General features: G+C 68.4%; 19 protein-coding genes. 8 read left to right on the plus strand and 11 right to left on the minus strand.

Annotated features, from left to right (window positions below; all coding sequences use genetic code 11):
• Nucleotides 1-29 precede the first annotated feature (29 nt).
• The 7 genes from ACZ6C1_RS35440 to ACZ6C1_RS35470 form a co-directional block, all read right to left on the minus strand.
• Nucleotides 30-1,085: an NAD(P)/FAD-dependent oxidoreductase gene (locus ACZ6C1_RS35440; RefSeq protein WP_469246947.1), complete on the minus strand. Its 1,056-nt coding sequence runs from the start codon at nt 1,083-1,085 to the stop codon at nt 30-32.
• Entirely contained in the window at nt 1,082-2,404 is a 1,323-nt protein-coding gene (locus ACZ6C1_RS35445; RefSeq protein WP_469246949.1) for a radical SAM protein, read from the minus strand. Before ACZ6C1_RS35445 ends, ACZ6C1_RS35440 begins: the two co-directional genes overlap by 4 nt.
• On the minus strand, nt 2,397-3,200 hold the full coding sequence (locus tag ACZ6C1_RS35450; protein ID WP_469246952.1) for a hypothetical protein: 804 nt from the start codon (nt 3,198-3,200) through the stop codon (nt 2,397-2,399). Before ACZ6C1_RS35450 ends, ACZ6C1_RS35445 begins: the two co-directional genes overlap by 8 nt.
• A 54-nt stretch (nt 3,201-3,254) precedes the next feature.
• The gene (locus tag ACZ6C1_RS35455) at nt 3,255-5,081 is read right to left on the minus strand and encodes a hypothetical protein (RefSeq protein ID WP_469246953.1); all 1,827 of its coding nucleotides are present in this window, start codon (nt 5,079-5,081) and stop codon (nt 3,255-3,257) included.
• 293 nt (nt 5,082-5,374) lie between these two features.
• A complete protein-coding gene (locus tag ACZ6C1_RS35460) occupies nt 5,375-5,605 on the minus strand; it encodes a hypothetical protein (protein ID WP_469246996.1) in 231 nt (76 codons plus the stop codon).
• On the minus strand, nt 5,500-6,174 hold the full coding sequence (locus tag ACZ6C1_RS35465; RefSeq protein ID WP_469246955.1) for a zinc-ribbon domain-containing protein: 675 nt from the start codon (nt 6,172-6,174) through the stop codon (nt 5,500-5,502). Before ACZ6C1_RS35465 ends, ACZ6C1_RS35460 begins: the two co-directional genes overlap by 106 nt.
• Nucleotides 6,087-6,608 carry a putative phosphothreonine lyase domain-containing protein gene (locus ACZ6C1_RS35470; RefSeq protein ID WP_469246957.1) on the minus strand — a complete coding sequence of 174 codons (522 nt, stop codon included), beginning with the start codon at nt 6,606-6,608 and terminating at the stop codon, nt 6,087-6,089. The genes ACZ6C1_RS35465 and ACZ6C1_RS35470 overlap by 88 nt, the downstream gene beginning before the upstream one ends.
• A gap of 822 nt (nt 6,609-7,430) precedes the next feature.
• Here ACZ6C1_RS35470 and ACZ6C1_RS35475 point away from each other — a divergent pair.
• The 5 genes from ACZ6C1_RS35475 to ACZ6C1_RS35495 all read left to right on the plus strand — a co-directional run bounded on the left by ACZ6C1_RS35475 (nt 7,431) and on the right by ACZ6C1_RS35495 (nt 11,209).
• Nucleotides 7,431-8,402: a DUF1353 domain-containing protein gene (locus ACZ6C1_RS35475; RefSeq protein ID WP_469246959.1), complete on the plus strand. Its 972-nt coding sequence runs from the start codon at nt 7,431-7,433 to the stop codon at nt 8,400-8,402.
• Nucleotides 8,403-8,707: 305 nt separating this feature from the next.
• A complete protein-coding gene (locus tag ACZ6C1_RS35480) occupies nt 8,708-9,154 on the plus strand; it encodes a VOC family protein (RefSeq protein WP_469246961.1) in 447 nt (148 codons plus the stop codon).
• Nucleotides 9,155-9,463: 309 nt separating this feature from the next.
• A complete protein-coding gene (locus ACZ6C1_RS35485) occupies nt 9,464-9,757 on the plus strand; it encodes a hypothetical protein (protein ID WP_469246963.1) in 294 nt (97 codons plus the stop codon).
• Nucleotides 9,758-9,991: 234 nt separating this feature from the next.
• Nucleotides 9,992-10,135: a hypothetical protein gene (locus ACZ6C1_RS35490; RefSeq protein ID WP_469246965.1), complete on the plus strand. Its 144-nt coding sequence runs from the start codon at nt 9,992-9,994 to the stop codon at nt 10,133-10,135.
• A gap of 414 nt (nt 10,136-10,549) precedes the next feature.
• Entirely contained in the window at nt 10,550-11,209 is a 660-nt protein-coding gene (locus tag ACZ6C1_RS35495) for a DUF4158 domain-containing protein (protein WP_469246967.1), read from the plus strand.
• Between the two features lie 43 nt (nt 11,210-11,252).
• Here the strand turns inward: ACZ6C1_RS35495 and ACZ6C1_RS35500 are convergent, their stop codons facing one another.
• From ACZ6C1_RS35500 to ACZ6C1_RS35510, 3 genes are all read right to left on the minus strand, one after another.
• The gene (locus tag ACZ6C1_RS35500) at nt 11,253-11,801 is read right to left on the minus strand and encodes a DUF6745 domain-containing protein (protein ID WP_469246992.1); all 549 of its coding nucleotides are present in this window, start codon (nt 11,799-11,801) and stop codon (nt 11,253-11,255) included.
• Between the two features lie 81 nt (nt 11,802-11,882).
• The gene (locus ACZ6C1_RS35505) at nt 11,883-12,230 is read right to left on the minus strand and encodes a hypothetical protein (protein WP_469246969.1); all 348 of its coding nucleotides are present in this window, start codon (nt 12,228-12,230) and stop codon (nt 11,883-11,885) included.
• Between the two features lie 516 nt (nt 12,231-12,746).
• Entirely contained in the window at nt 12,747-13,556 is an 810-nt protein-coding gene (locus tag ACZ6C1_RS35510; protein WP_469246970.1) for a TIGR04222 domain-containing membrane protein, read from the minus strand.
• A gap of 295 nt (nt 13,557-13,851) precedes the next feature.
• On the opposite strand from ACZ6C1_RS35510, the gene ACZ6C1_RS35515 reads away from it, so the two are divergent.
• Complete coding sequence (locus ACZ6C1_RS35515) at nt 13,852-14,244, plus strand: hypothetical protein (RefSeq protein WP_469246972.1); 393 nt, start codon at nt 13,852-13,854, stop codon at nt 14,242-14,244.
• 32 nt (nt 14,245-14,276) lie between these two features.
• On the opposite strand, the gene ACZ6C1_RS35520 is transcribed toward ACZ6C1_RS35515, so the two are convergent.
• A complete protein-coding gene (locus tag ACZ6C1_RS35520; protein ID WP_469246974.1) occupies nt 14,277-14,795 on the minus strand; it encodes a helix-turn-helix domain-containing protein in 519 nt (172 codons plus the stop codon).
• A 120-nt stretch (nt 14,796-14,915) separates the two neighbouring features.
• Here ACZ6C1_RS35520 and ACZ6C1_RS35525 point away from each other — a divergent pair, with 120 nt between their 5' ends.
• Together ACZ6C1_RS35525 and ACZ6C1_RS35530 are read left to right on the plus strand one after the other, a co-directional pair.
• A complete protein-coding gene (locus ACZ6C1_RS35525; protein ID WP_469246976.1) occupies nt 14,916-15,407 on the plus strand; it encodes a YbaK/EbsC family protein in 492 nt (163 codons plus the stop codon).
• Entirely contained in the window at nt 15,404-16,183 is a 780-nt protein-coding gene (locus tag ACZ6C1_RS35530) for an SDR family NAD(P)-dependent oxidoreductase (RefSeq protein WP_469246978.1), read from the plus strand. The genes ACZ6C1_RS35525 and ACZ6C1_RS35530 overlap by 4 nt, the downstream gene beginning before the upstream one ends.
• Nucleotides 16,184-16,192: the final 9 nt, after the last annotated feature.

Raw genomic sequence — 16,192 nt, forward strand, 5'->3', positions numbered from 1 at the left:
GTGAAGCGTGCGGTTAGGTGGATGGGTTCTCAGGATGGTGCGACAGCCCGCGGGATCCAGAACTGCCGGGGTTGTACGTGGCACTGACGCTTGTAGTGCTCGGCGGCGAGACCGTCGTGATGTCGGGCGAGGCGCCGCAGGTGCGATTGATAGAAGGAGGCGACCGTGGAGGCGGTGGCAGGCCACCGGAGGATGCTGTGGGCGGCCATGCTGCCCTGCATGGCGGTGGTCATCGCGGTCTGAACGCCTTGCGCGGACAGTGGGTCGAGGGTCAGCGCCGCCTCACCAATCTTGATCCAGTCACAGCCGACGGTGCCCTCGGCGATCGAGCTCGTGGCATCGCAGGCGAGCGTTCCGGTGATCTGTGTGCCCAGCCAGGGGCCAACCAGGCCGGAGGCGGACAGCAGCGAGCGGTAGAGCCGACGCCTTGCGTTCCTGTCCAGCGCGGTACACCGTGCGCGCTCGACGAAGACCATCGCGTTGATCGTGTCGTCCGGCAGCAGCGCGGCGCAGAGCCACTCGTCGGAGCCAGCCTCGACACGGACGCCGGGCCCGTCCCACACCTCAGGTCGCCAATATCCGTAGAGAGCCGTGGTACGCGCTCCTGCGCGGCGGCGGTTCTGGCGAAGCAAACCCGTCCGTCCGCCGGCGTCGATGAGGAACCTGCAGTCCAGATCGAACCGTTGATCGGCTTGCCGCACCTCGATGCGCCAGCCGTCGTCGTGCCGGCGCGGGCGGCGGGCGAGGGCGGGCTGCGACACCTGCACTCCGGCTGTCCGTGCCCCGTCCAGCAGGAACGTATCGAAGACGCCGCGGTCGGCGACGAAGGTGGGTGCGCAGTGCTCGGTGCCCGCCCACCGCGCGAGCAGCTCCGCGGGGCGCAGACCGGCGGGGGCGGGATGGCCCAGCGCGTCCAAGACCTGCACGATTCCTGGTGCCAGGCAATCGCCGAGCCGCCGACGGGGGAACACCGCGCGTTCCACGAGGTGGACGGAGTGCCCGAGCAGGGCGAGCTGGCGGGCGGCGGTCGAGCCCGCGGGGCCGCCGCCGATCACGCAGATGTCCGCCCTGACGGTCGTCGTCACCGGCCGCGGGCGATCATGTCGAGATACTCGGGCCGCTTCTCCCTCAGCCGCGCGTACATGCACAGGCAGTGGTGGAGCCAGCCCCGGATGTAGTCACAGGCCGGGCGGCCACGCCCGATCACCTCGTGATGGCATCCCCCGCCGCACAGGTACCGCGCCCAGCAGTCGGAGCACGGCTGCTGGCGATGCACATGCCGGTCGTCCAACCATTTCAGCTGCCGTGCTGGATCCACCCCGGTGAGGACGTCGCCCATTTTGCGCTCGTCGTCTCCGACGAAACGGTGGCAGGCGAACAGTTCACCGTCGGCGGACGCGCCCAGATATCCTGCTCCGGCACCGCACGGGTAGGGGCGGTGGGTGCCCCGGTGAATCTCCCGCAGCGCATTGACGGCGTTGAGGAACGGATATGCGATGCCGTTCTCGACCCGCTCCTCGAAACGCTCGGCGCAGGCAGTCATCTGTTCGAGCATGGCGGTCAGGTCGGTCCCGGCCATCTCGTCGGCGCCTGTGGGCGAGCTGAGCATCGGCGAGAACCCGACGCTGTCGAACCCCAGGGAGATGAATTCCTCCAGCGTCTCTGGAAGAGACAGGTTCCGCGGTGTCACGGTGACGCGGGCGGACACATTCATGGTCCGCCGTCGGTCGTTCAGGAGCGGCTCCAGACGCCTGAGCACCCGTTCGTAGGTGGGCCGTCCGTTCCTTGCGGGGCGTAGGCGGTCGTGGACGGCGCCCACACCGTCGAGGCTGACAGTGACGGCAAATCCGTGCCGTGCGAAGAATTCGGCGTCGTCGGGCCTGACCAGGGTGCCGTTCGTCGTGATCGAGTATCCGACGCGGACTCCGCGCTCGGCGGCGCGCGCGGCAGCGTGCTCGGTGGCGGACCGCAGTACGCGGCGATTGGCGAGCGGCTCGCCACCGAGGAACGCGATGGTGACCTGCTCCCCGGTGGCCGCGTCGTCCACCAGGCGGTTGACCGCCGCGTGGGCGACCTGCTCGGACATGAGCTTGGCGGCACCGCCGAAGTCGCCCTGTTCCGCGTAGCAGTAGGTGCAGCCCAAGTTGCAGGTCTGCGCGATGGCGAGGGAGATGGAGCGCAGGGGGACCTCTCCGGGGGCCTCATCAAGCGCTACGGGGACGTCCAGGCCGAACCGGGCGAGCAGGGCGCTCGCGGCGGCCTCGTCCCGGGCCACGGCCGCGTCCTCGAAGAGCTCCCGGACCTCTGGCGGGATCGCGTAGACGAGCGAGCCGGCGGAGACGAGGATGTGCGGGCCGGTCCCTCCGTCGAACAGGTGATAGCCGCGGACCCGAGGCTCAGTCACCGTCGCGTTCATGGTCGTCCTTTCCCTCAAGGACGAAGCTCAGCTTGTCCTCCCAGCTGGCGATGATGTCCTCGTGCTGGAGCAGGTCCGCCTGACGAAGCGTGTAGACCTTGGGGGTGGTGGGTGTCCGATTACGCTGCAGCCAGTTGTGGCCTCGGCTGCCGTCGGCCTCGTCCGGCTCGACGTTGACGTAGTCGGGCCGACTGGCGGCCCAGTAGTAGCAGCCGCAGCCGATGAAGTCGTTCTGCCAGGGGGAACAGAGGCTCTGCGTCAGCTCACCGGGCTGGGCGAGTTCGCGGCTGAGCACCGCCGTGCGGGCATCGTCCCCGCCCTCAGGCCCGGACTCCTCGAAGATCTTCCGGACCCTCAGCGAGACGTCCTGCTGGTCGTCGTCGCCCTTGGTGAAGGTGCACCGGACTTCCTGTCCTGCCTTCTGTGCGACGTCGGCAAGGGCGTTCGACCATTCCAAGGACCAGTTACCCAGACTTTCGCTGGCCCCTCCGGGTGAGCGCGGGCCGGTGACCTCGATCCAGACCGGATGCCCGTCGACGGCGAGAAGGATCTCGCCGACCAGCCCCCGCACCTCTTCGGGCGCATCGTCGTCGGCGGCCAGGACCAGGGCGACCGCCTCGTGCAGCTCGATTCCGGCGAAGACGCGACGCCACAGATTGCGCAGGTCCAGTTCAAGGCCGGGGTAGAAGTTGCCGACGGAGGACGCCGGGGTCGTACCGGGAGGGTTGCCACGCGCCCGGTACGCGAGCTGGGCGGTCAGGTTCCGGGGCGCAATCGGTTCCACGGCTACTCCTGGGATCTGCGATGACGGCGTTGGGGACGGCGTTGGGGGCGGTCGTCACTCGTCCCCGTCCGGCGGCATCGCGGCGATCCAGGCCTCGACGATCTCGAGGCCGGTCTTGTCGGTGTTGGGCACGGTGCGGCTGAACGGTCCGTGCATGGGGTGGTCCTCGCGCCGCAGCAGGCGTACGAACGCCGAGGCCTCCGGGTCGCCCGGGGTCACCAGCCTCTGCCCGGCCTCTGCGTCCGCGAGCGGTCCCTGGGCGTTCGCCGTACGGAGGTGGTCCAGTAGCTCCAGGGGATGGACGAAGAGGTCCGACAGCGAACCCGACTCCGTGGGAATGTGCTCATGGAGGGGAGCCATCGCGCGGAAGAACTCCACCAGGCGGAGCATCATGCGCTCGGGCTCGGTCGTGGCCTGCGTCTCCAGGGCTGCACGACGCAGGAGCTCGATCTGACGGCGGGTGAGCGTCAACTCCAGGGTGTCGCTGCCTCGCATGAGCGCTGGCATCTTCTGGCGTGCCATGGTCGAGAAATCACCGGCTTCGTCGTAGGAACGGATCAGATCACGCGGGATGGGCAGTACGCCCTTCTGCCAGCTCGCCATGAGCTGCTCGTGAATCGCCAAGGCCTGGTGGTAGGGGGCCTCGCCCTGGCCGAAGACGGGTTCGAAGGCGCGCCCGTACTCGGCGGTCTCATGCCGCGCCTGGTTGGTGGCGTTCGTAGTGACGCCGCCGATCCCCTGGTCCGCGTTCATGGCCATCGTGTTCATCAGGCGCACCGTCTCCAGGGCGCGGCGCAGGGTGTCCTCCACCTCGTCCCGGTCCAGCTCACCGGAGACGGCGGGGCCGAGCAGCGCCTGAACGAGGTCGTCCTGCAGCGTGCGGACATGGAAACTGTCCGGCGCGAAGTCGGGCACTCCGGAGCAGATCCGGGCCGAAGCGCTGAGCACCTGACCGCCGATGGTGACCTCGACGCTCACGATTCCGTCGCAGGCGTCGTCGACGTAACCCTTGGAGATGTAGCGCTGCCCCTGTTGGTCGAGCGTGCCTTCGTAGGTCTGGGCCGGGAAGGTCACCAGTGGCGCGGCCGGGTCGCCGTCAAAGTGGTCGTCCCAGCGCCCGGCCGCCGGGTCGTACACGTCGTCGCTGATTTGCGGATCCCCCGCTCGTACCCCGAACACCTCGCCCCGGCCGGGCATGAAGCGCATCCGGATCTCGGGGAACTCGTCCGTCGGCCTGACGAAGCGGACCGTGCCGAGCGAGACCGACTTGCCTGCTTTGAAATTGTCGGCGCGACCGGTGAGCGGGTGCTCGGCGTGGTCGCTGAACGACCCGGTGTCGGCGTGGATCCCGTCCTTGACGTCCCCGGTACGCCGCGCCGCCTTGAGGTTGGCCACCACGACCTGCCAGCGCAGGTCGGCGGGGGTAAGGCCGACGGCTTCGAGGCGCGCGGTAGTGAGGGGTTCCAGGTCGCCGTCGCCGAACCGGGCCCACACCTCCAGGAAGGGCGCCACGGGACGGATCCGTCCGGTGGCGTCCCTGAACCGGACCTCCGCCGGCTGCGTCTCCTCCGAGATCGCTCCGCTGACCGGGTCGACGTGCAAGGTCGGCGCGGGCTGCAACTCGCGATATCCGGTCGGTTCGCGGACCACTGCGTGGTAGTTGTCCATCGGTTCGTTGGACGACCCGAACCGGCCGATCGCCAGTGGCGGAAGGATCCGCAGTTCCGTGATGCCGCTCCTGTCCGGCTGGTCGTCGGTCACCGATCGGCTCTCGGTGTCCCGCACCGGCCGAGGCTCTTCGACGTCCGCCGCCGTGGTTTCCTCAAGGCTCTGCCGTGCGCCCAGCGCCACGTCCCGACGTACCCGGCGAGGGGATTCCATGGGTCCTCATTTCCTGCGTCGGCTGCCCTCAACGCGAAGTGCGGATTCACGATTCTCGGAAGGTGGGAAGAGGCTGGTCCCCCTGCTGTGCCGCTGTCCTGGTCATCTCCTCTGACCAGACTTCCCAATGCGCACCCAGACCACGATCCGCCAATCGTGCGATTTCGCACACCGACAGGGCAACGTTCGCAGCCGACGTTCAGTGGGGCGCGCCGGCCGACCAGAGCCGTCAACAGACTCGATCCCGCCCGTCTTGGTGAGAGTGGTGGGCGGCTGGGCCATGCTGCCTTTGGTCAGGTGTCGGCTTCGACGTACCGGAACTCCGGACCGTAGGTCTTCCCGCTGCCGTCAGGCAGCGGGATCCGCATAAGCTGCTGTGCGGACTCCTGGAGCTGGAACATCTGTCCGATGGATTGGTTCAATCGCTGCGCCGCCGTGCTCGGCTGATCCGCCTGCCAGGCCTGCTCCAGGAAACACGGCAGCGAACTGTAGCGTTGGTTGAAGAACTCAAGGAGCTCTTGCACCTCACCGGAGACCGGTAGCCCGCCCTGAGCCCAGCCTCCTGCACAGGCACCGTTCCCATAGGGAAAGTGCTCGGCAAGGGAATCACGTCCCCCTGGAAGTCGAACCGCTGAGGGTCCTCCGACACGCGGATCAGTCTGCGGCCGTGGAAAAGCTCACGGAAGCAATAGAAATGGGCCAGCTCCCCGGAGTCGCCGGGGAAGACCTTGTAGCCGACGCACTCCCGGCAGGCCGCGACGTCGCCGTTCTTCCACTTCGGCAGCGTGGTGCGGGTGAAGATGTTCTCCTGCCACTCGTGGCCAGCCGCGCACCGCCACCACACCGCGACCTGCATCTTCGGCGTCGCCTTTCCGGTGTCAGCCCTCCGTTGCGCAGCTGCAACCACATCGCGGCGACCTGCGGATACGCCTCGGCCAGCGACACACCTAACCACACCCGTCCCCCCTCCCAGCTCACGGCCAGACCCTCCCCGGCCCGGCACCTTCACCGGGTGAACGATCCCGACGGCCCCAAAGCGACGCCACCGGGCGCGGCGGCCGACTCGGCGTCCATCTCCCGGCCGACCGACCACCGCGGTGCCTCGATGGTGGCGGTGCCCGGCGGGGAGTACCAGTACAGAGCCCCACGCCCGTACAGCCCCCTGCCCGTGTCGCAGTCCCGCTCGTAGTCAAGCCAGCCGCTCACGCCGAGCTCGCGCAGCACGGTCAGGACGCGCCGCAGGTCGTCAAGGTCGCGGTAGTCGCGGGTGTAGATGCAGGCGCGGGTGAAGTCCTTCAGCACCTTCGCGCCGAAGCCGAGGCAGCCCGCGATCGTGGCGCCCCGGATCCGCTCCCACAGGTCCTGGTCGATGCCCTTGGGCATCCACTTGCCCGTGACCCGGTTGCCGAACTCGTCCAGGCCCTCGTCGACATCGTCGGGGGCACGGACCCGGTCAGTCCACCCCGGCCCCCTCGGGGGCGGCAGGCCGGCCCGGCTCGCGGGCCCGTCAGCACTCGGCGAGGGCATCGGCGTTCAGTCCTCCGCTCCGTCGTCGTCCTCGTCGTCCAGCCCGGGGGCGTCCGGGTCGCGCAGCGGGCGCAGGCCGTCGGCCGGGACGGACGGGGTGAAGCTGTAATGGCCGAGCACGTTAGAGGTTCTGTGTCTCTCTTCTGACCCACCGAAATAGAGCCTGCGCCGTTCTCTCGATGCGCTGTGAGGCAGTCATGAGCCTCCTCTGGAGGGCGGGCGAGCCGCAGTTGCCCAGCACTGGTTAGGCCACTGAACGGCGGGGCCGTGAAACCGCGCCGTTTCAGGGACGGTGTCCGAGACTGCGCAGAGCTGGGGCAATGTAATTGAACCCCACGCTGGTGCGTCTCTATCGAGTGAAGGCTGACGCCCTTCGGGGCCCACCCAGTGAGCGATGGTGACCCCGCTGTACGGAGCACACCAGGGGCGCCCATGCTGCACACCGCCAGCACGATCACCGACCTCGTCCTGAACGGCCCTGTTCTCGTACCGTCTACAGCCAGAGCTCTCCCTCCCCTGCCCGAACTGTGGGCGCCGCCCGGAGTAGGGGCCTCGATCACGACCTCTGCCGCAGAGCGTCGGCCAGGCCCTCGTCGAGAAGGAGGCGGGACCAGCCGGAAGGGCTTGGCCGCAGCGAGGTCCCCGTCCCGCTGGCGCGCTGCGGCCGGCGGTTGAATTGGCCCTGTTCTCCCGAAGCTGCGGCGAAGTGACAAGTAGCGGCGGTGAGGCACATGGGTGACAAAGCGCCAGGAGCATGGATAGCGGCAGCAATCGGCGGAAGGGAAGGGGGGGTGAACCCGGTGTGGTGAGAGGGAGAGGTGCATGCGCGAGGTGAGGCGGGATGGCACGCAACCGTTGACCCCGGACCCGTCGCGGTTCTACGACGGTGGCATCGACGCTTGCAAAGAGGAACAGGAAGAGGAAGTCCCACCCCACCCCGGCTCCCCTGTCCGGATCGAGCTGATCCGGACCTACGATGGCGACCGCGAGCGATTCAAGATGAAGCGCCGCATCGCCTACGACGACCGGCACGTCGGCGTTCTTCTGGTGCCCTCGGCCACCCGCACTTTCAAGAGCGATCTGACCTCGGTACCCGCCTGCTTCACCTGGCTCGTACCGAAGACCGGGAGGCATCTTGCTGCCACGTTGCTGCACGACGGACTGGTCCACGAAACAGCAGACCTGACGTACACCTCTGTCAGGGGCGAAAAGGTGCTGCGTGTGGAGGCCGACCGCGTATTGCGCGACGCGATGGCGGACGCTGGCACCGCGCCAATCCGGCGGTGGCTGGTGTGGTCGGGGGTTGCGCTGATGACGATGCTCCACGGCAAGGGAACGGGCTGGTCGAAAACACGGGAGTGGGTCTACCGCTTGATCGCGGGTGGGACTCTCGGAGTGATCTTTTGCCTCGGCATCTGGGCGGGCCTCGACCTCTTCGACGTCACCTGCATCACTGAGCTGCCCTGGATGGGCGACCGGCCCTGGTGGATCGAGCTCGTCGGGGGGCTGTCGGGTGCGGTCGTGATCTCGCTAGTGCTGGCGCTGGTGTTCTGGGGACGCTTCCGGATCGCCGGGGCGGTTGTGGGGGTGAGCCTGGCGGTGCTGCTGCCGGTCACGCTCGCGGTGCTCCTCGTTACGGGGATCTACCTGGCGGTGGAGGGGCTCACGTCGTGTGTGCCGAAGGTGGCCAAGCTGTTGGCCGGCGTGGCAGTAGCTGGACTGCTCTTCCTATTCGTCCTATTCGTCTTGGCGTACTACCAGCTAGGGGTCGATTGGGCGTTCTTCGAGCGATGATGCCGCCCTGTCATCTGCTGCATCGGCCCAGGAGGGCCTGGCGCACGTTCTGACGTTGATGTTCCTCACTGCCTGGGCGCTGAGTGCGGCGCCACGGCTTGTCGTACGAGCCGCCGCACGCGGTGCAGGAGGCGGTGTAAAGGCCGAACCGGCTGTCGGCGCGCCCGGTACGCGCTGGGGTCGAAGGCGGCGCTGCTGGAGCGGGCGGCGGAGCCGAAGCGCCCGAACAGGCACTTACCTTGTCGTTTAACGTCCGGCCATGAAACCAGCAGACACGGCTTCGGTACCTGCGCGATCATGAACTGATGACTGCCTTCTACCATGTGTGCTTCGTCGTGCCGGACATCGAGAGGGCTATGGAGGATCTTGGGAGGGCCGTGGGAGCCGACTGGAGTGCTCCTGTAGCTGATCGGCTTGGCGAGTGGGACTATCGCATCGCCTTCACCCACGGCGGACCACCGTTCATAGAGCTGATCGAGGGGCCTGCTGGGAGTCCTTGGGATGCGTCGCACGGAGCTCGGTTCGACCATCTGGGCTACTGGACCAGCTCTGTCGAGCGGGGTTCTCAGCGGCTGGAGGACCATGGTTTCGCCACCGACTTCTCCGGCTGTCCCTATGGCTGGCCCTTCGCCTACCACCGCCTGGACAGCATCGGCGGCCGCGTCGAGCTGGTGGATGTGACACGGCAAGCGAGCTTCCTTCAGAAGTGGCATCGCGACGGAGGCTCAATGCCTGTGATCGACGAGAGATGACAGCAGGGTCCTCGGGGCCGCTGGTGTTGTTCACCCCGCGCGTCGTGGTTTGGTTCCCTTCTTGTGGTGCGCGGGGCGCGCGTAAGCCCCGCCCGTAGCCAGGGGGCTACCGACGAAATGCGTCTACCCGCGGGTTTGTGGCTCTGAGCTGGTGAGGGTCCCGTGCTGAGGCCGTCGGATTCCCTGGAGAGACGCAGCCAGTGAGGACGTCGTCGTGGAACCAGTCATTGAGGCTCCGGCTGATCACCGGTGTGGGTGGTTCGAGCGGGTTCCCGGATTGGGAACCCGCTGGTGGCGAAGACTTCGAGCGTGGCGAAGAAGGCGGGCGAGGCCCATAGGAAGCGGCTGTCGATCCGTCTGGGGGCGATCGATGTGGTGGGAATCGCTGAGCGTCTACGTGAGCTGCACCGCGTGGGCGGTGATCCTCAGTTCGAGCGGTTCCCGGATCCGGCCGAGCTGTTCCTGGTGCTGCGACACGTGGAGCGGATGGCGAGCGAGCTGAAGCAGCCCGGCCAGTGCCCGGTCAACGTGGTCGGTGAGACGGCGGTGCTGCGGGCGAAGCTGTGGCAGTACCTGCGCGAGCAGGCCGATTCCGGCAGCTGAAGGCGATCGAGACAGGCCGGGCCGCCGGGGTGCCGTGGCACCACTTCAGCGAAGCGCTGTGCGTGGCGTCGAAGCAGGGCGCCTATTAGAAGGCCAGGAGGTCGAAGGCCGAGCAGGTCCGCGAGCCGGGTGAGCGACGGACGCCGGAGGTGGCTTGCGAGCATGAGGAACGTGCCGCGGCCGAAGAACGGGCCGAGCGCGCGCAGATCCTGTTGCAGGAACGCCGCTTCCCGGATGGCCCGGCAGATCGGCTGGCTGCTCCTGGAGCACCGTGACGGCTTCGTCATGGACAGCATGGCAAGGTACTGGCTCGGGGAGCTGGCCGGCCCCATCGACAACCGCGACGACGCCGCCAAGCGGGCCCGGTTCACCGGGTGAGTCGAGGCTTTCGTCAGGGCCGTCCACGGGCACGCCCGTGAGCGCAACCAGCCCTCCACCACTACGGAAGAAGCCCGCCGAGCTCTCGCGCTGGCCACCGAGTTCACCTACCAGCAGCGCCCCGCGATCCCACGCCAGGTCGAGCATTCCCAATCTGGGAACCGAGCACAGCGCGGACGGCGCCGGACACGCGGCGGCCGCTCGGCCGACTGACGGCTACCAGCCAGGTCTTCTCCGTCGCCCTTGGCGATCTCGCGTTCCCAGTCTGGGAACCAGCTGCCCTGACAAGGCCCTGTTCGTATAGCTACGGCGAACGGACATGTAGCCCTGCGTGACTGCTGGGATCATCGTTTCCCCTCGCTGGACGTCTCGTTGAGCTGAACGGGTGATCGCGGGCGGGCCGGAGGAGCGCAGGTGCGGCAGGCCTGGGAGCCGGAGGACCTGATCAAGGTCTGGACGCTGCTCGAAGACGATATGAAGCGGGTGCGGAACAAGTCCGGGGCGACCCGGCTTGGGTTCGCGCTGCTGCTGAAGTTCTTCGATGTGGAGGCCCGGTTCCCGGAGTCGGCCAAGGAGGTGCCGGCTGCCGCGGTGGAGTACGTGGCCCAGCAGGTGAAGGTTCCGGCCGGAGCGTGGGGGGACTACGACTGGCAGAGCAAGGCGATCCAGCGGCACCGCGGTGAGATCCGGGCGGCGTACGGGTTTCGGGCGAACACCGAGGAGGACCAGGACCGGCTGGCCGCGTGGCTGGCGACCGAGCTGTGCCCGGTGGAGCCGTCGCGTGACCGACTCGCGGCGGGCGGCGCGGTGGTGGCCCGGTGCCGCAACGACCGCATCGAGCCGCCGGCGTACTCAAGGAGGGCAGCGCAGCCAATGATGTCGTCGGCGATTGACCGTAGTTCCCTGCGGTCGGTGGGACTCAAGTCCATGGAAACCTTTCTGCCGGATGGCGAGCGGATACGCATGCTGCGCCAGGGCGAACTGTATGGGCTCAAGCAGATGCCACACATCCGTTCGTTCAACATGGTTGGCCGATGGGTCCGCCACAGCGTCCAGGCCGTGTATGGAAAGTAGCTCTTCAGCACTGAGTGATCTGGGTTCATCGGGCGGGGAGATCTTACGGATGAACAGTGGGCGGTGTCGGAGGCCGTGGGGGGCGAAGGTGGGCCGACCGCCGTTCTGGCCGCGGCGGCGGCTGATCGACGGCATACGGTTCCGGATTCGGACCGATGTTCCGTGGCGGGACGTACTCGTTGAGTACGGACCTTGAGGTCGGATCTCTGACCTGTTTCCCGTGCCAGGCGTGGCACGTCCAGCCGTCGGCGAACGTCAGCGCGGGGCCGTCCGCGCCGTGCAGCCTTGTGCCCCGGTGTCGACCGGGCGCCTCCTCGGCGGCCATCGCCACCGGTCGCCGCGACACCACGCACAGGCGACGGCGCGGCCACCACCACCCGCAGCCGGACCGGGCCATACCAGCCAGCAGGTCGAGCTGGTGGTGCACGTGATCGCCGACGTCCAGCAGCCCCAACTGCCGCAGTTCGTTGTGGAAGCCGATCCACTGGGCAGCACTCCACGCCCCGTAGCCTCGCGGCACCTCGCGGTGAGCGTCCAGGCAGATTCGCAGCGACTCCCCCGGCAGCGACCGCGCCTCCCAGCCCTCACACATCTCCACCGGCGGCGCATACCAACTGGAGAGCGCCAGCCCGAGTTCGCCGGCACCCGCCGCAGCGCCGACTCGTGGACGTCCTCACCGAGCGTCCATCCCAACGCACTGACCAGCCACTGATCGCCCGGCATCACCCAAACGGGCTCGACCACCGACCAGCTGTCCCTTGTAACCGTTGGGGGCTTGCACCGGCTCCTCGGCCTCCACACCCGCCTCGCGCAGCACCCGAGCGGCCGCTCCCGGGGAGTCCCCCCACACCACGCGCGGCATCACCAGGCCGAGGTGGTCGTACATGTCGGCGAGCGCCGCCTCGGCGAGAGCCGTATCCACCGGTGTGTCCATGGCCGCCGCGGACCGCCACGGCGCGCACAGGTCCGGCAGCCGGGCCTCCTGCTCCGGCAGCAACCGAGCCCTGGCGTCCTGGTTCACGCACTCCCCCTCCCGCCCACCCCGTCCGTGCCCCCGCACGGCCGACCGTGCTTCCGTGACGGACAGACGCCCCGCCCCGGGCAGGACCTGCCCGGGCAGCATCCTTCACATGGCCCGGCGTCGTCAACGGACCTTCAGGGCGCTTTCGCAAGCCTGCACACACCGTTGATGGTGCGGTTGGAGCATGGTTCACATCCGGCGCGTTGCTCAAACAGACACGAACGCCCTCCGGCCCCGGTCAGGGCGAGGACATCAACAGACCCTGCTGGGTGCGCGAAGAGGGAGTCGCTGCCGCGATCGGACTTATCGGAGTGTCCGCGCTCGTGACCTGCCTCTTCTGGTACCTGACCGGCCGTTCGAACCGGTACGCCTCGCCACCCACGGCACGCGGACACGCGGAGAGCGCCTGGGTGACCGACGAGGGTGGCCGAGGGTGTGACGGTGGCGGCGACGGTTGCGGCAGCGGCGGTGGTGACTGATACCTGCCGGCACGGCGACAGCCGGGCGGAGCGCCCTCTACAGACCGCCGAGGCCCGGCGGGTCGTCCCACGTTTCCGGGGGAGCGATCAGGGCGTCGTGGAGCTTGCTCAGAGACCCGGTCAACACCCCGTCGTACAGGACTCTTCCCAGGCATCTGACGTCGTACAGGGACAGGTCGTCGTTCGTACGCGGCACCAAGCGGTCACCGTTCTGGCCCGAAACCATCAGCCGGCGTCCCGCCTCGGTCACGCCGGGATCCCACTTCTCGGAGTGCCGCTGGGCGAGGAAACCACCGGCCAGCACGGGCACGGCGGCGGCGAGGGCGATCAGGGCCGCACGGTCGCCCAAAGCGGCGAACACGGCGGCGACCAGAGTGAAGGCGACGGTGCACCACAGCCAGACGTGCAGAGTGACGAAGGCCGCGTCCGCGGCGCGGCAACGGGTGGGGCTGCCCACCAGCCCCTGTCCGGCCATCCGGTCGCCGATGGCGTCGACGCTGGCGCTCTCGCTGAGCCGGTGCATGCGGTCCCACACGCCCCAGCGCGGTCCCAGGCCGATGACCTCGATGACATCGGCCTCCACCTCGTCACGTGGGACGGGGCCGGTGATGGTGACCTCCTTGCCGTACGCGGTCAACCGCCCGCCGAGCATCATGGCGGACAGGGCCGTGAGCACAACGCGCCAACCCTGTCCGTGGAGGAACGCCAACTCGTACAGGCTCAGTTCCTCGTGCTGCGGGCGCGGGGTGACCGGTGCGTCGACGAGGCGCCGATAGGCCCGGCGGAAACGCACGGCGGCCGCACCGACCAGAAGGCACAGCACGGCGAGCACCCCGAACCACACCATGGCCTTCCCCCTCAGCATGCAGCGGCGGAGCCTCTCAGGACACGCTGGGAATACCCCCACGCACGGCGCGCCAATCAGGGGGAGACGGAGGCAGACGCCTGCTGCCGGGCCACGTGCCGGAAGACCGCGAAGGCCCGGCATCCGGCCGTGGCCGCCGGTCCCGGGTTCGTCCGGAGTGTTCTCTCATTGCAGCCGGAAGTCCGGGGGCAGTCCTTCCAATCACCTGGCCCGGGTGGGTCAGGCCCAGGGTGCGGATCCGAGTGAGGACGAGTGCCACGTCACGCACGATGTGGCTGTGGGTGCGCGCGCTGATGGTGCCGTTCTCGGCCAGGAAGGCCAGCCGGTTGCAGAAGGCGACGATGTCGTTGCGGTGCAGCGCGGCCGGGTTGTCCCCCGTCCTTGCGCTGGAGCCGCAGGCTCCGCCGCGACACCGCAGGCCAGCAGCACCCACCCCGCCGACCGGGCCGCGGGCACGGATGCGGACGCGGTGGGTGCGGCCGAGGCGGCGCTGATCGTGTGGGTCATTGCATGCCCTTCCTCATTTGCCGTGCCCGCCCGGGGGGTGGGAACACGGCACTGGAATCTCGTTGCCTGTATGACCGGGAGGCACGACGAGCAGGTCGACGTCCTTGCCCGCGGCGATGAGCCGGTCGGCCAGCCGCTCGCGCCCGGCGACAGCAGGCGCTGACCGCTGTCGGTCCGGTGTAGGGCGATGAAGGTTCACTGTGGGTAGCGCACGATCAGCAGAGCCTCGACGTCTCCGGACGGTGCTTGGTACAAGTGCGGAACGTCGGCGTCCCAACTGCCGTGCATGCCGGGGCCGATCAGGGCAGGAGCGGAGAGTACGCCGACGCGCGCGGTGCCGGCGAGGACGACGATGTGCTCTGTTGTGCCGGGGGTGTGGGCGGCGGACTCCTGCGTCGTTCCCGCGCGGATGCGCACTCGGTAGGTTTCCGTGACCGCAGCAGCAGTCTCAAATCGCTCGGTGAGGACGGCGTCCACGGCGTGACCAGAGACCTTGGTGGGAAACGCGAGATTGTGCATCGCTGTGCTGAGGGGCACTTTGAGGGCCGTCGTCAGAGCGTAGAGCGTTTCCAGGGTGGGATTGCGTCGGCCGCTCTCCAGCTCGGAGAGCGTCCCCTTGCCGATCTTGGACCTGCGGGCCAGCTCGGACAGTGACATCCCCTGCGCTTCGCGCAATTCCCGCAGGCGCAATCCGACGCGAGTGGCCAGGTCCATGGTGAGCCCTCCTTGTTGCCGAGGCCAGTTGATCCGATGCCACGCGAGCTCTATCGTTCCACATACGGAACGTTCTGTACATGGAACACGTGATGATGCGACCTCGTATGAAGGAGTCTCATGGGGCCTCAGGAAAACGCGTCCCTGCCCGTTCGCAGTATGCAGGTGGCCCGCGTCCTCGCTGCGGCCGGCGTCGCGGGTCAGGTGCGCGAGCTGGCGGAGTCGACGCGCACGGCCGCCGAGGCTGCATCGGCCCTGGGGTGCGACGTGGGTGCGATTGCCAACAGTCTCGTGTTCATCTCCGATGATGAACCCGTTCTGGTTCTGGCCAGTGGTCAGCACAAGGTGGACACCACGGCACTCGCCGCCCGGTGGGGGCGTGGCAAGCTCCGGCGCGCCACCCCCGAGCAGGTACGCCAGGCCACCGGACAGGCGATCGGAGGTGTGGCACCCGTCGGCCACCCCCGTGCGCTTCCCACCGTGGTCGATGCAGCGCTGGCCGACTACACCCGGGTCTGGGCCGCCGCCGGAACTCCCCGCACGGTCTTCCCCACCACCGCTGGCGAACTCGTCCGGCTCACAGGTGGACTTCTGCTCCCCGTAGGCCCATGACGAAGGGCTCCGTCGGTCCGGGGACGGATCTGTCCGGGCAGGTGGCTCTGGTCACCGGGGGCTCGACCGGGCTCGGCCGGGCCATCGCGCTGGGCCTGGCGTCCGCCGGATGCACGACGGTGGTGGCCAGCCGGCGGCCAGAGGTGTGCCGTCAGGCGGCGACCGAGATCGCTGCCCAGACGGGCAATGCTGCCTTGGGCCTCGCCTGCGACGTAACCGAGGAGGACGAGGTTCACCACCTCGTCGAGGAGATCGTCACCGAGTACGGTCGTGTGGACGTGCTGGTGACCAGCGCCGGGATCCAGGCGCGAGGCGAGCTCGGGGCGCTCGACGCTGTCACGTTGCGTCGCTGCCTGGATGTCAATGTCGTCGGAACCTTCCTCGCATGCCAGGCGGTCGTGCCGGTGATGCGCAGTGCCGGGTATGGCCGCATCGTCACCTTGGCCAGTGCTCTCGGGCTCGTCGGTGCCGCAGGTCGGGCAGGCTACGCAGCCAGTAAGGGCGCGGTCGTCCAACTCACCCGCAGCCTTGGTGCCGAACTCGCCAGCACCGGTATCTGTGTCAACGCGCTGGCTCCAGGTCCCTTTCGCACACCGTTGAACGACGGCATCGATGACGACCCGCACGTACGGGACTTCCTCGATCACCAAGTCCCCATGGGGCGCTGGGCCGACCCTGAAGAACTGGTCGGCGCGGCAGTCCTGCTGGCCAGCCCAGCGGCCTCTTACCTCACGGGTGCCGTACTTCCGGTCGACGGAGGCTGGACCGCCCACTGACAGCGACGG

Source organism: Streptomyces sp. NPDC041796 (genome assembly GCF_055590785.1).